The 13,508-nt window shown below is 63.3% G+C and carries 12 protein-coding genes; 2 read left to right on the top strand and 10 right to left on the bottom strand.

The features are described 5' to 3' along the window. Nucleotides 1-42: 42 nt before the first annotated feature. The 5 genes from msrQ to PWP93_RS14265 all read right to left on the bottom strand — a co-directional run bounded on the left by msrQ (nt 43) and on the right by PWP93_RS14265 (nt 6,297). A complete protein-coding gene (gene msrQ / locus PWP93_RS14285) occupies nt 43-747 on the bottom strand; it encodes a protein-methionine-sulfoxide reductase heme-binding subunit MsrQ (protein WP_421044896.1) in 705 nt (234 codons plus the stop codon). Between the two features lie 14 nt (nt 748-761). Beyond that, nucleotides 762-1,763 carry a protein-methionine-sulfoxide reductase catalytic subunit MsrP gene (gene msrP / locus PWP93_RS14280; RefSeq protein WP_421024913.1) on the bottom strand — a complete coding sequence of 334 codons (1,002 nt, stop codon included), beginning with the start codon at nt 1,761-1,763 and terminating at the stop codon, nt 762-764. 203 nt (nt 1,764-1,966) lie between these two features. After that, complete coding sequence (ccsB, locus tag PWP93_RS14275; RefSeq protein ID WP_421044895.1) at nt 1,967-3,202, bottom strand: c-type cytochrome biogenesis protein CcsB; 1,236 nt, start codon at nt 3,200-3,202, stop codon at nt 1,967-1,969. A gap of 81 nt (nt 3,203-3,283) precedes the next feature. Next, nucleotides 3,284-5,488: a cytochrome c biogenesis protein ResB gene (locus PWP93_RS14270; RefSeq protein ID WP_421044894.1), complete on the bottom strand. Its 2,205-nt coding sequence runs from the start codon at nt 5,486-5,488 to the stop codon at nt 3,284-3,286. A gap of 137 nt (nt 5,489-5,625) precedes the next feature. Continuing rightward, nucleotides 5,626-6,297, bottom strand: coding sequence for a c-type cytochrome (locus tag PWP93_RS14265; RefSeq protein WP_421044893.1), 672 nt, complete (start codon nt 6,295-6,297; stop codon nt 5,626-5,628). Between the two features lie 237 nt (nt 6,298-6,534). Here PWP93_RS14265 and yihA point away from each other — a divergent pair, with 237 nt between their 5' ends. Beyond that, entirely contained in the window at nt 6,535-7,179 is a 645-nt protein-coding gene (gene yihA / locus PWP93_RS14260) for a ribosome biogenesis GTP-binding protein YihA/YsxC (protein WP_421044892.1), read from the top strand. Between the two features lie 327 nt (nt 7,180-7,506). After that, nucleotides 7,507-8,505, top strand: coding sequence for a porphobilinogen synthase (gene hemB / locus PWP93_RS14255; RefSeq protein WP_421044891.1), 999 nt, complete (start codon nt 7,507-7,509; stop codon nt 8,503-8,505). 95 nt (nt 8,506-8,600) lie between these two features. Here the strand turns inward: hemB and dsbD are convergent, their stop codons facing one another. The 5 genes from dsbD to rpsD all read right to left on the bottom strand — a co-directional run bounded on the left by dsbD (nt 8,601) and on the right by rpsD (nt 13,405). Continuing rightward, on the bottom strand, nt 8,601-10,574 hold the full coding sequence (gene dsbD, locus PWP93_RS14250) for a protein-disulfide reductase DsbD (protein WP_421044890.1): 1,974 nt from the start codon (nt 10,572-10,574) through the stop codon (nt 8,601-8,603). After that, nucleotides 10,567-10,899, bottom strand: coding sequence for a divalent-cation tolerance protein CutA (cutA, locus tag PWP93_RS14245; protein ID WP_213299013.1), 333 nt, complete (start codon nt 10,897-10,899; stop codon nt 10,567-10,569). The genes dsbD and cutA overlap by 8 nt, the downstream gene beginning before the upstream one ends. A gap of 258 nt (nt 10,900-11,157) precedes the next feature. Next, complete coding sequence (gene rplQ, locus PWP93_RS14240; RefSeq protein ID WP_027797304.1) at nt 11,158-11,550, bottom strand: 50S ribosomal protein L17; 393 nt, start codon at nt 11,548-11,550, stop codon at nt 11,158-11,160. Between the two features lie 129 nt (nt 11,551-11,679). Then, on the bottom strand, nt 11,680-12,657 hold the full coding sequence (locus tag PWP93_RS14235; protein WP_028222614.1) for a DNA-directed RNA polymerase subunit alpha: 978 nt from the start codon (nt 12,655-12,657) through the stop codon (nt 11,680-11,682). 124 nt (nt 12,658-12,781) lie between these two features. Then, nucleotides 12,782-13,405, bottom strand: a complete 624-nt coding sequence (gene rpsD, locus PWP93_RS14230) for a 30S ribosomal protein S4 (protein ID WP_042269728.1) — start codon at nt 13,403-13,405, stop codon at nt 12,782-12,784. Between the last annotated feature and the right edge of the window lie 103 nt (nt 13,406-13,508).

Below are 13,508 nucleotides of genomic sequence, written 5' to 3'. Positions count from 1 at the left end.
TCGCTTTTTTATTGCCCGCGCGCGGGAAAGCGAGACAAATGGTTAGCGCAACGTCGCTGTGCGCGCCTTCCAGCGCGCAAGCAGCCACGCGCCGATCCGCCAGCCGAGCAGCACGACCATGATCGCGCCATAGAGCTTCGGCAACGCGAGATCGTGCTTGCCCGCCTTCATCCACCAGAAGTGCAGGATCGCGAGCACGCCGATCGCGTAGACCAGCCGGTGCAGCGTCTGCCAGCGACGCCCGAGCTTGCGCGCCATCGCGCGCGTCGAGGTGATGGCGAGCGGAATCAGTAATACGAACGCCGTGAAGCCCACCGTGATGAAGGGCCGCTTGCCTATGTCCTTTAGCATCGCAGCCACGTCAAACCACTTGTCGAACCAGATATAAGTGGTGAAATGCAGCGCAGCGTAAAAGAACGCATAGAGCCCGAGCATGCGCCGAAAGCGTATCAGCGCATTGAAGCCCGTAAGGCGGCGCAACGGCGTGACCGCGAGCGTGATGCAAAGGAATACGAGCGTCCATAGGCCCGTCGAGCGCGTGATGAACTCGATCGGGTTCGCGCCGAGCCGGTCCGTGACGCCGAAGAACACCAGCCGCGCAAGCGGATACCACGCCGCGACGAACACCACGCCCTTGGCCCACGGCAGCCAGCGCGGACCGGTGGCCGCGCGCAACGCCCGCGCCGCGCGCGCGGTCGCCGCGCCAGTGCGCGGAGAAACGGTCGTTGATTCCATCGGATGCTCCATTACCGTCTCTCGGCTCAGAAGTTCTTGCGCAGATCCATGCCCTGATACATCGACGCCACCAGATCGCCGTAACCGTTGAACATGAGCGTCTTGCGCTTGGGCGCGAAAAAGCCGTCTTCGCCGATGCGCCGCTCCGTCGCCTGACTCCAGCGCGGGTGATCGACGTTCGGATTGACGTTCGAATAGAAGCCGTATTCGTTGGCGGCGTAAGTGTTCCAGCTCGTGGGCGGCTGCTTTTCCACGAAGCGGATCTTCACGAGCGACTTCGCGCTCTTGAAACCGTACTTCCACGGCACCACCACGCGCAGCGGCGCACCATTCTGGTTCGGCAGCACCTGTCCGTAGAGCCCCACGGTGAGCAACGTGAGCGGGTTCATCGCCTCGTCCATGCGCAGTCCTTCGGAGTACGGCCAATCGAGGATCGGATCGGCGAGGCCGGGCATCTGCGAGCGGTCGGCGAGCGTGATGAACTGCACGTACTTCGCGTTGCCGGTGGGCTGCGCGCGGCGAATCAACTCCGCAAGCGACACGCCGATCCACGGAACCACAATCGACCAGCCCTCCACGCAGCGGTGCCTGTACACGCGCTCCTCGAGCGGCGCGAGCTTGAGAATCTCGTCGATGTCGTAGACTTTCGCGTTCTTCACCTCGCCCTCCACGCTCACCTTCCAGGGGCGCGGCCGCAGCGTATGCGCGTTTTCCGCCGGGTCGCCCTTGTCGGTGCCGAACTCGTAGAAGTTGTTATAGGTCGTGATGTCCTTATAGGGCGTGACCTTGTCGAGCGCGACGAACTTCGTGTTGGTCTTCGCGGCCAGCTTGAGCGCCTTCGCATCCGGCGACGCGTATTCCGCGAACGCATCGCGCGCGCCGAACAGGCCCGCCACGCCGCCGAGCGCTGCCGCTCCGGCCGCCTGCAGCAAACGGCGGCGCTGTTCATACACCTTTTGCGGCGTGATCTCGCTCGCGGCAATGTCGTCGCCGTTGAGGATGATCCTGCTGCTGCGCTTGATCCACATGATGTTGCTCCTGTCGAATGGACCCACTCGGCCCCGCCGCGCCCGCGCCGTTCCGAGCCCTCCACTACCGGGCAAACGCACGCGATCCGCAATTCTTCCGCCCCGCAAATAAAAAACCGCCGGAGCGCGAGGCTTCCGACGGTTAGTTCGCTCGGCGGACGGCGGCGGTTACACCGTCCGCCAACATCATGTGCTCCCGGGCGTTACAGCTTGCCGTAGCTGTGCAGGCCCGAGAGGAACATGTTCACGCCGAGGAACGCGAAGGTCGTGACGAGCAGGCCCGTGAGCGCCCACCACGCGGCCACGCCGCCGCGCAAGCCCTTCATGAGACGCATGTGGAGCCATGCCGCGTAGTTGAGCCACACGATCAGCGCCCAGGTTTCCTTCGGGTCCCAGCTCCAGTAGCCGCCCCACGCCTGCGCCGCCCATAGCGCGCCAAGAATGGTCGCGATGGTGAAGAACGCAAAGCCGACTGCGATCGACTTGTACATGACGTCGTCGAGCACGTCGAGCGCGGGCAGGCGGTCCGCCAGCATGCCGCGCTCTTTCATGATGTAGGCCACGCCCACCATCGCCGAAAGCGCGAAGCTGCCGTAGCCGATGAAGTTCGCCGGCACGTGAATCTTCATCCACCAGCTTTGCAGCGCGGGCACGAGCGGCTGGATCTGCTGCGCGTCGCGCGAGATCGAGTACCACATCAGGAAGCCCACGGCCGCGCTGATCACGAGCAGCACGAATGCGCCGAGCGCGCGCGTGTTGTAGTGCTTTTCGTAATACAGATAGAACAGCGCCGTGATGAGGCTGAACAGCACGAACACTTCGTAGAGGTTCGAGATGGGAATATGGCCGACGTCGGCGCCAATCAGATACGACTCGTACCAGCGCACCATCAGGCCGACGAAGCCGATCAGCACCGCCGTCCACGTGAGCTTCGTGCCGATCGCGCCACCCGTGGGCGAGCGCGAAAGCAGACCGACCCAATAGAAGAACGTCGCTAGCACGAACAGCGCGCTCATCCACAGGATGGCCGACTGGCTCGACAGGAAGTACTTGAGGAAGAACGCCTGGTCGGCGCGCGCGAGGTCGCCCTGATAAATCTGGATCGCGCCGACCGACAGCACCGCAATGCCCGCCATCAGCAGACGCGCCGGCTTCCAGCGCCAGCCCAGCACGACGAGCGCCGGCACCGTGCCGCACAGCACCAGCTTGTCGTAATAGTTCATGTGCGCGTGATAGCGCGAGAGCGCGAAGCCCGCGCCCAACACCAGGGCCAGCGCGAACAGCCAGTCGAGTGCCGTGAGACGGCGCAGGAAGGAGCGTTCGTCGAAGAACGCGTCCGCGTGGGGATCGTGCGCAAGCGTCGCATCGTGCGACGCAGCCGCTGCCGTGCGGTCGGCGCGGCGGGTTTGCGCGGAAGAAGTTACTTGAGTCAAGTCCATGGGCTTACCGGTGTCGATCGTGAGTTTCCGTGGATCGCATCAATCACGTGAGTCGCGTGAATCGCATGAGTGGCGCGTGGATCAAGGGGTACGGTCCGTCCCGCTGCTGCCGGCGCCGGTGACCTCGGGTTTCGCCCCCAAGGCTCGGGAGACCGCTTCGCGGGTACGGGCAAACTCTTTCTCGAAGTCGAGGGTGCGGCGCGCGGTCGACATCGCCATGATGACGTCGACACCCCCGCCGTTGGCCCCGCTCCGGTCCTTCAGCCAGAACCACAGACGTCGCTCGCGCACATAGAACATCGAGAAGATGCCAAGTACGAGCAACAGGCTGCCAAGATACACGACTTTCTTGCCTGGCGCGCGCGTCAGCTGAAATACCGAAGCTTGCACCTGCTTGAATGAATCAAGCTGTAGATAGACAGGCGCCCCGTACAGGAAGCTGTCCGAAACCGCATTGATCGAGTCCTGGACGAAGCGCGTCGATTGCGCGTCAGGCGTGAGCACAGGCTCGCCGGCCCGCGTGCGCGCGAGCTGCCAAAGGTCCCACGTCGCGCCTTCGAGCATGCGCAGCAGCAGCCCGGCGGCCTTTTCCTGCTGGCCCTTGGGCACAGACTTGTCGATGAAGATCGCCACCGCCTGGAAGCCGCCCTTTTGCGCCTGGGACGTGCCTTGCGCCGAAGGATCGGCGCCCGCGAAAAGGGTCAGGACGCGCGAAGCGCTTTCTTGCAGATGCTGCTGCAACTCGCGGTTCGCATCGGGGACCGAGCGCGCGGCGAAGCGCTGCGCGGCCTGCTCGCGCAGCGCCGGATCCTCGAACGCGGCGCGCAGCAGCATCCATTCCTTCATCGTGCCGCCGCTGTCGGCCGGAATGCGCAGGTAACGGAACGGCTCGTCGGGGTTCTCGCGCATGCCCGCGAGGAATATCCGCGCGCCGCCCACGTCGACGGGCAGCATGTAGTTGTTGTACTCGCGCGCCTGGCCGTCCTTGTCACGCACCTTGTACTGCACCGAGGGGCCGACGTTGTGCAGATCGATCGGCTTCGAGCTCTTCGCGCCCGAACCGAGGCGCTCGTCGAACGCTTCCTTGAGGGTCTGATGCGCGACGCCGCGCACGTCGCTCTGGCCGCTGCCATTCGAAATGTTCTCGACGTTGATCGCGCGGAAGTCGGCGAATTCGATGGTCTGGCCATCCACGCCCGGCACGCTCTGGCCCGCGGGCAGCGCAAGCTTCGCCGAATTGCCGATGGTGCCTTCGAACGGAAAGCTCTTCGCGCTCGCGCCGGCCATGGGCCACGCGGTCATGTGCATCTGCGAGCCGCCGTCCTGGAAGCTCGACTGGTAGATCGACACGCCGTCGTACTCGAACGGCTCGTTGACCTCGATACGCGCCGGAATGCGCTGGCCGGTCTTGTGATCGATCACGACGATGTCGCTCGCGAACAGCTTGGGCATCCCGGTCGAGTAGTAATCGACGATGAACTTGTTGAGCTGGATCGAGAACGGCAGATCCTGGATCAGCGAGCCGTTGGGCTGGTTCAGGATGGCCGTGGAGACGTACTGGCCCTCGGGCACCCACGCGTAGCCGCGGAACGTCGGGTTCGCGGTGGAAAGCCGATGCTCGGGCGGAATGTCGTTGATGACGGCATTGCTCTGGATGGGCGTCTTGTTGAAGAGCCACATCTGGAATTTGATCGGCAGATTGCTGTCGAGCAGGCCGCCAATGCAGATCACCACGATGGCGAGGTGGGCAAAAATATAGCCGATTTTCGCGAGGGCGCCGCGCTTGGCGGCGATGAGCGTCGCGCCCTCGCTTTCGCGCGTGACGAACTTGTAGCCGAGGCGCTGCGCGAGCTTGCCTAGCGTCGCGGCGGTCTGCGCGCGCGAGCCGCCCTCGAGCACGAACTCGCCCTTGTGGTGGAACGCGCGCAGGCTGCCTTCGCGGACTTTGTCCTTCCAGCTCTTCGTGTCGGCAATCATCTTCGGCGCGTTACGGATCACGCACAGCGAGATCGATACCACGAGAAAGCCGAGGATGGTCATGAACCACCACGCGCTATACACCGTGTAGAGGCTCAGCGCGCGGAAGATGTCGGCCCAGAACGGGCCGAACTGATTGACGTAGTTGGGATACGGGTCGTCCTGCGTGAGCACCGTGCCGATGATGCTCGCAATGGACAGCACCACGAGCAGCGCGATGGCAAAGCGCATCGAGCTGAGCAGCTCGATGGTGCTTCTGACCGCTCTCTGGCGGATATTCAACTGCAGACCCTGCGTGGTGACGCTCATTCAAACTCCGCTTCTCATGGCACTTCTCACTGCGCTTTTCGTCAGCGCATTACAGCAAAAAAGGGTGCGGGACCGCCGCATCCATGCGGCGCCCACACCCTTTTCTTGTTCTTGGACTGCCCGGCGCGAAGCCGGGATCAGTGCAGGCCGGCTGCGTAGTCGGCGACAGCCTTGATCTCGTCGTCCGAGAGACGGTGCGAGATTTCACGCATCGGTTCGTTGTTGTTGCGCGTGCGCTGCTGGAACGCCTGCAACTGCGCGACGATGTACTCCGACCATTGGCCCGACAGCCGCGGGTACTGAATCGGAATGCCCTGCCCCGTGGGTCCGTGGCACCCGGCGCATGCAGGCACGCCTTTGTCCGCGATACCGGCGCGCCAGATCTTCTGGCCGACCGGCACGGTCTTCGCGTCGTGGGCGGTGCCGGGCTTGGGCGTCTGCGATGCGAACCACGCCGCAACGTTGATCATATCCTGATCGTTAAGCGCGCTGGCAAAGCCAACCATAATTGGATTATTACGCACAGGGGGCTTGCCACTGGGCTGTGGCTTGAAATCCTTGAGCTGCTTGACGAGATACTCGGCGTGCTGACCGGCGAGCTTGGGATAGGCGCCGCCGCTGCTGTTGCCATCGGCGCCATGACAGGCGGCGCAGACCTGCCCCGCGATGGCCTGCCCCCGGGCCAGATCGGGCTTGGCCGGCGCCGACTCGGCTGCCGTCGCCATCATCGAAACACTTGCTACGAGACCTGCTGCTGTCGCACCTATCGCAAATTGGAGTACCTTCAAGAACTTGCCCAATCGATTCATTCGCGCACCTTGTTTCGTCTTGTGGGAATCAGGTTCTGCAAATACACGACAGCGACCGATCTACCCGAAAAGCTCCGCGCTGGCCTTCCCGGTATTCAGTAAACCGTCGCATTGTACAATAGCGCGCAAGGCGCCACGGCGCCAGTCGGGCCTCCCCCCGATATCTTCAGATCGTTCCCGGCACCTCCGGGCTTGGGCGGTCCCGCCCGCCTCGCTACTTCACTTGTGGTCCTACCGATGGCCTTCCTGCTGCACCAAGCCCGTTTCTTCACGACGGTGAATCATCTGCGCGACCTGCCCGCTACGGCACGGCCCGAAGTCGCGTTCGCCGGCCGCTCGAACGCGGGCAAATCCACGGCAATCAACCTGCTGTGCAACCAGAAGCGCCTCGCCTTCGCGTCGAAGACCCCGGGCCGCACGCAGCACATCAACTATTTCGGCGTGGGCAGCGCCGACGATCCCACAGGCTATCTGGTCGACTTGCCGGGGTACGGCTATGCCGAAGTGCCGGAAGCCGCGAAGGCGCATTGGGAGCAACTGCTCTCGCTCTATCTGCAAACGCGCGCCCAACTCGCCGGCCTCGTGCTGATGATGGATGCGCGCCGGCCGCTCACCGAACTGGACCGGCGCATGATCGAGTGGTTCGCGCCGACCGGAAAGCCCGTCCACGCGCTTCTGACGAAATGCGACAAATTGACGCGCCAAGAAAGCGTTCTTGCACTGCGCACGACGAACAAGGCCTTCGACGAGTACCGCAAGCAGGGTTATGAAGGGAAGCTGAGCGCACAGCTCTTTTCCGCGCTCAAGCGCGTGGGGCTCGACGAGGCGCACGCGGTCATCGAAAGCTGGATCGCGCCCGAGGTCAAATCCGGCGAGGCTTAAGGCCGGCGCGCTCGCGCGCGAAGCCAAGCCGACGCTTCGCTTGCCACGTTCGATGCACGAATGTGCGTTAGCCCACATAACGGGACGTGCGACGCCGCACGTCCTCGCCGGCGTACCGGCATTGCTCATTTCGGCGGCACATAAAAAAACCCGCCGTAAATGCCGGCGGGCTAAACAGCCTTATCGAAAAAACGACAGGCACCCGCTCAGGGAGGAGAAGCGGGGAGTCCGGCGCCAGGCGCCTCGCTCGATCGGTATGATATACCATTGTCCTGAAAAGTTTCCTGTGCGCCCAGGCGCACCCCGTTTCAAGATATCCCTGCCGACATGAGCTTCTATCCGCATCATCGTCCGCGCCGCATGCGCCGCGACGACTTCTCGCGCCGCCTGATGCGCGAAAACCTCCTCACCACCAATGACCTGATCTACCCCGTATTCGTGGTCGCTGGAACCAACGTGCGCGAAGCCGTGCCGTCGATGCCCGGCGTCGAGCGCGTTTCGGTCGATCTGCTCATGGGCGTGGCCGAGCAATGCGTCGAACTGGGCATTCCGGTGCTCTCGCTCTTCCCCGCCGTCGATCCGGCGCTGAAGACACCCGACGGCATCGAAGCGACCAACCCCGGCGGCACGATTCCGCGCGCCGTGCGCGAGCTCAAGAAGCGCTTTCCGGAACTCGGCGTGCTATGCGACGTCGCGCTCGACCCGTACACGAACCACGGCCAGGACGGCGTGATCGACGAAAACGGCTACGTCATCAACGACGAAACCATCGAGATCCTCGTCGCTCAGGCACGCGCGCAGGCTGAAGCGGGCGTCGATATCGTCGCGCCTTCGGACATGATGGACGGCCGCATCGGCGCGATCCGCGAGATGCTCGAGAGCGAGAACCACATCCATACGCGCATCATGGCGTACTCGGCGAAGTATGCTTCGGCGTTCTACGGACCGTTCCGCGATGCCGTGGGCTCCGCGTCGAATCTGGGCAAGGGCAACAAGATGACCTACCAGATGGACCCATCGAACTCGGACGAAGCGCTGCGCGAAGTGCGCCTCGACATCGAAGAAGGCGCCGACATGGTGATGGTCAAGCCCGGCATGCCGTATCTCGACATCGTGCGCCGCGTGAAGGACGAGTTCCGCTTCCCGACCTACGTGTACCAGGTGAGCGGCGAATACGCGATGCTCAAGGCTGCAGCGCAAAACGGCTGGCTCGACCACGACAAAGTGATGATGGAGTCGCTGCTCGCGTTCAAGCGCGCGGGCGCCGACGGCATTCTCACGTACTTCGCGCTCGACGCCGCTCGCCTGTTGCGCGCGCAGAAATAAGCGCCGCGCGGATTCGCGCTTGACGCATGAAAAAAGGCACGTCTCGCGACGTGCCTTTTTGTTTGCGCGGATGCTCGATGCGTCGTGCGGTGTGCTTACGATCTGCCCGTGAGCGTCGAAAGCACCGATTGCACGGGCTTGGCCGAAGGCGCCGGCGACTGTCCCTGCGCCACCACGCGATCGAGCCGGGCGAGGAATTTATCCGCGTTTTCGTAGCCCACCACGCGCAGCACCTCCTGACCGCTTGCATCGAAGAAGATGATGCCCGGCGGGCCGAACAAGCCAAAGCGCTTGAGCAGCGCCTGATCGTTGGGGTTATTGGCCGTCACGTCGGCGCGCAGCAGACCGAGTTGCGCGAGGCGCGCCTGCACGCGCGAATCGCTGAACGTGAGGCTCTCCATCTCCTTGCAACTCACGCACCAGTCTGCGTAGAAGTCGAGCATCGAGGGCTTGCCCGCCGTCTTGAGCATCGCGTCGAGTTGCGCCGACGAGCGCACCGGGGCGAAGGTCAGTGCATCGGCCTCGGCCACCCGTGCCTGCGCCGCGTCGTTGCCTGCAGCGCCGCCCGCGCGTGCGGCCAGCACGGCGAGCGGGCGCAGCGGATCGGTCGAGCCAGCCGAAAGACCGACGATGAGCGTAGCGGCCCAGATCGCGAACGCGGCGCCTACGCCGCGCCCCAGACGCCGCCAGACATTGGAGGCGCCCGCATTCGGCGTAAAAAGTCCAAGCCCGGCGGCGGCGAGCAGGAGCCAGAGCGCAGCCAGCAGCATTTGCGCGCTCGCGCCCAGCACAGGCCATACGATCCACAGCGCGGCTGCGAGCAGCGCGATGCCGAAGAAGACCTTCACGCCATCCATCCACGTGCCCGCGCGCGGCAGCAGCGTGCCTGCGCCGAGCCCGATAATCATGAGCGGCACGCCAAGGCCGATGCCCATTGCGAAAAGCGCGGCGCCGCCGAGAACGGCGTTGCCTGTGTGCGCGATGAACGCGAGCACGGCGAAGAGCGGCGCGGTCATGCAGGCGCCCACCACCAGGGCGGACAGCGCGCCCATCACGGCAACAGCCACGAACTTGCCGCCCGAGCGGCCCTGCGACGCGCGAGATGTACCATCCTGCCAGCGCTGCGGCAATGCGAGGTCGTAGCCGGCGATCAGCATGAGCGCGAAGGCGGTCAGCAGCCCGGCGAACACGCCGAGCACCCACGGGTTCTGCAACCACGCCCCAAGGCTTTGCCCGATCAGCGCCGCGGCAATGCCGAGCACCGTGTAGACCAGCGCCATGCCGAGCACGTAGACGAACGACAACGCGAAACCGCGTGCGCGCGTCACCTGCGCGCCCTCGCCCACGATGATGGCCGAGAGGATCGGAATCATCGGATACGAGCAGGGCAGCAGGCTCAGCACGATGCCCGCGAGAAAATACAAGCCGACTACGCCGAAAAAGCCACCGCCTTGCAGCAGCGATTGCGCATAGTCCGCGCTCGTCGCGCGTTCGTACCACGACTGCCGTGCGTTGTCCGCCGGTGCCGAAGGCGTGGCCGAAGTGGCCGGCGCAACGGTGCCCGCCGCACTCTGCCCGCCGGCCGCGGCTTGAAGCGCCGCGCCGCTCACGTGATAGACATGCTCCGCCGGCGGATAGCAGATGCCGGCGTCGGCGCATCCCTGGGACGTCACCGCAAGATCGAATGCCCCGCTCGCCTGCTTCACGGGCACGCGGATCGTGAGTTCCTTGCGATAGGTCTCGACGTTCTTGTTGAACGTTGTATCGAACTTCACATGCCCTGGAGGAATCTGTGCATCGCCGAGCGTGGCCGTACCGTTGCGCGTCGCAAATGCAAAGCGCTCGCGGTACATGTAATAGCCATCGGCAATCTTGAAGTGAACATCGACGACGCCCGGCTCCTCGCTCGCACTGAACGTGAAGGCCTGATCGGGCGGCAGGAAGTCGTCGTCGGCGCGGGCGGGCGCTGCACCGAACAAGAGCGGCAGCACGCAACCGACGAGTGCGAGGAAAGCCAGAAACGAGGTGTACGGCACGGCGCGCAAGCGCCGATCGAAACGCTTAAACATGAATGGGACGCTGTGTCTCGGCATTGACCCATTGGCCATAGGCGTTCGACGCCGTGACCTGCCACGAGAGAATCTCGGGCGTCTCGTAAGGATGCTGGGTCTGGATGAACTGTTCGAGCTCGGCCGCGCGCGCGAGACTCGTCTTGAAAAGAAGCTGCACCTCGTCGCTGGACTCGATCCTGCCCTGCCAGTGGTACTGCGAATGGACCGGGCCAAGCCGCGTCACACAGGCCGCGAGATGGGCTTCGAGCGCCGTCGACGACAGCTTTTCGGCGGCGTCCTCGTCGGGCAAGGTGGTCAACATCAGAATTACATTGAGGGTCACGACAAGCTCCGTCATGGTGCCCCGCCCCCACGGCGCGAGAGCCGGGGGCGCCTGAGGCAGAACGTTATCGTACCACCGGCGTCAACTGGCTTCGCTCATGCGCCGTAAGCATGCGGAGCGACGACACAGCGGTGACACAGCGGTGACATACAGCAAACACATTCCCGAGCCGTTTAATCCACTGCTGAAAACAAAAAAGCCAGGCTAGGCCTGGCTTTTTCGCACGCCGCTTGATCCGGGGACCAAGCGACCGAAAGCTTATTCCGCTTCCTGGACGTTCTCTTCCGCGACTTCCGGACGGTCGAGCAGTTCGACCAGAGCCATCGGTGCGTTGTCGCCAACACGGAAACCGAACTTCAGGATGCGCAGGTAGCCGCCCGGACGGTTCGCGAAGCGCGGACCGAGCACGTCGAACAGCTTCGTGACCGAGTCACGATCGCGCAGGCGGTTGAACGCCAGACGACGGTTCGCCAGCGAGGGCTTCTTGCCGAGCGTGATGAGGGGCTCGACCACTTTACGGAGTTCCTTCGCCTTCGGCAGCGTCGTCTTGATGACTTCGTGCTCGATGAGCGAGTTGGACATGTTACGGAGCATTGCCAGACGGTGGCTGCTCGTGCGGTTCAGTTTCCGCAGACCGTGACGGTGACGCATTTCAATTTCCTTGAAACAAAGTTTTGGTCCAGCTCTTCTATCGCCAGAGCATCAAACTCGGGCACGGGCCGGTACAGAAAAAAGCAAGACGCGGATTTTAAAGGAAAATCCGCGTCCGTGCCACTTACATTACTTGTCGAGACCAGCCGGCGGCCAGTTTTCGAGCTTCATGCCGAGCGTGAGACCGCGCGAAGCGAGCACTTCCTTGATCTCGTTGAGCGACTTGCGACCCAGGTTTGGGGTCTTGAGCAGCTCGTTCTCGGTACGCTGGATCAGGTCGCCGATGTAGTAGATGTTCTCGGCCTTCAGGCAGTTCGCCGAGCGAACCGTGAGTTCGAGATCGTCCACCGGACGCAGCAGGATCGGGTCGATCTGCGGCGCGCGCGACGGGGCTTCCGCTGCCGTTTCCGTGCCTTCCAGAGCCGCGAACACCGACAGCTGATCCACGAGGATGCGCGCCGACTGGCGAATCGCTTCCTCAGGCGAGATCACGCCGTTGGTTTCGATGTTCATCACGAGCTTGTCGAGGTCGGTACGCTGCTCGACACGCGCGCTCTCGACGGCGTAGCTCACGCGGCGAACCGGCGAGAACGACGCGTCCAGCACGATGCGGCCGATGATCTTGGCCGACTCGTCGCCGTAGCGGCGCACGTTGCCCGGCACATAGCCACGGCCCTTCTCGATCTTGATCTGCACGTCGAGCTTGCCGCCCTTCGTCAGATGCGCAACCACGTGTTCCGGGTTGATGACTTCGCAGTCGTGCGAGAGTTCGATGTCGCCAGCGGTGACAACGCCTTCGCCTTCCTTGCGCAGCGTAACCGTCACTTCGTCACGGTTATGCAGCTTGAACACCACGCCCTTCAGGTTCAGCAGCAGGTTGACCACGTCCTCTTGCACACCATCGAGCGTCGAGTATTCGTGCACGACGCCTGCGATCGTCACTTCGGTCGGCGCATAGCCAACCATCGACGACAGCAGCACGCGCCGGAGCGCGTTACCCAAGGTGTGGCCATAACCGCGTTCGAACGGCTCCATGACCACTTTCGCGTGGTTCTCGCCGAGCGATTCCACAGCGATGATCTTGGGTTTCAACAAACTGGTTTGCATAGGTTTTCCTTTTCAATACCCTCGGCTCGTTACACCGATAAGGCTGAGATGGCAACAACCTGAAAAAAACAGCCGAGGCCACCTCCTGCGCGAAGCACAGAGGCTACCCCGGCCGTCAATCCGATTAACGCGAATACAATTCGACGATCAGGCTTTCGTTGATGTCGCCAGCGATGTCGCTGCGCTCAGGCATGCCCTTGAACGTGCCTTCGAACTTCTTCGCGTCGACCGACACCCAACCTGCCATGCCGCCTTGCTCAGCGAGCGACAGCGCTTCGACGATACGCGCCTGCTTCTTCGCCTTTTCGCGAATTGCGACGACGTCGCCTGCCTTCACTTGCATCGACGGGATGTTCGCGACGACGCCGTTCAGCGTGAGAGCCTTGTGGCTCACGAGCTGACGCGCTTCAGCGCGGGTCGATGCGAAGCCCATGCGGTACACGACGTTGTCGAGACGCGATTCGAGCAGCTTGAGCAGGTTTTCGCCGGTGTTGCCCTTGATACGGTCAGCTTCCGCGAAGTAGCGGCGGAACTGGCGCTCGAGCACGCCGTAGATGCGCTTCACTTTTTGCTTTTCGCGAAGCTGCGTGCCGTAGTCGGACGTGCGGGCGCCCGAGGTGCGGCCGTGCTGACCCGGCTTGCTGTCGAGCTTGCACTTGTCGGCGAGCGAGCGGCGTGCGCTCTTCAGGAAGAGGTCGGTGCCTTCACGGCGGGACAGCTTGGCCTTCGGGCCGATATAACGTGCCACGTTGCTTTCCTTCGATAATTGATCACGCGAAACCTGAATGGGCGAACCCGCGGTTTCACGCTAGTCCGGCTCTTTGAACCGAACGGTGGGCTTAGTCAATTCA

The organism is Paraburkholderia sp. A1RI-2L (genome assembly GCF_048957375.1).
Lineage (GTDB): Bacteria > Pseudomonadota > Gammaproteobacteria > Burkholderiales > Burkholderiaceae > Paraburkholderia.
Note: the sequence above shows the minus strand (reverse complement) of the source record. Positions and strands in the feature narration are given on the sequence as shown.

What these genes read in the sequence shown, in the direction of transcription:
- msrQ (WP_421044896.1), bottom strand. Translation starts at nt 747, where the DNA reads ATGGAGCATCCGATGGAATCAACGACCGTTTCTCCGCGCACTGGCGCG.
- msrP (WP_421024913.1), bottom strand. Translation starts at nt 1,763, where the DNA reads ATGTGGATCAAGCGCAGCAGCAGGATCATCCTCAACGGCGACGACATT.
- ccsB (WP_421044895.1), bottom strand. Translation starts at nt 3,202, where the DNA reads ATGGACTTGACTCAAGTAACTTCTTCCGCGCAAACCCGCCGCGCCGAC.
- PWP93_RS14270 (WP_421044894.1), bottom strand. Translation starts at nt 5,488, where the DNA reads ATGAGCGTCACCACGCAGGGTCTGCAGTTGAATATCCGCCAGAGAGCG.
- PWP93_RS14265 (WP_421044893.1), bottom strand. Translation starts at nt 6,297, where the DNA reads ATGAATCGATTGGGCAAGTTCTTGAAGGTACTCCAATTTGCGATAGGT.
- yihA (WP_421044892.1), top strand. Translation starts at nt 6,535, where the DNA reads ATGGCCTTCCTGCTGCACCAAGCCCGTTTCTTCACGACGGTGAATCAT.
- hemB (WP_421044891.1), top strand. Translation starts at nt 7,507, where the DNA reads ATGAGCTTCTATCCGCATCATCGTCCGCGCCGCATGCGCCGCGACGAC.
- dsbD (WP_421044890.1), bottom strand. Translation starts at nt 10,574, where the DNA reads ATGTTTAAGCGTTTCGATCGGCGCTTGCGCGCCGTGCCGTACACCTCG.
- rplQ (WP_027797304.1), bottom strand. Translation starts at nt 11,550, where the DNA reads ATGCGTCACCGTCACGGTCTGCGGAAACTGAACCGCACGAGCAGCCAC.
- PWP93_RS14235 (WP_028222614.1), bottom strand. Translation starts at nt 12,657, where the DNA reads ATGCAAACCAGTTTGTTGAAACCCAAGATCATCGCTGTGGAATCGCTC.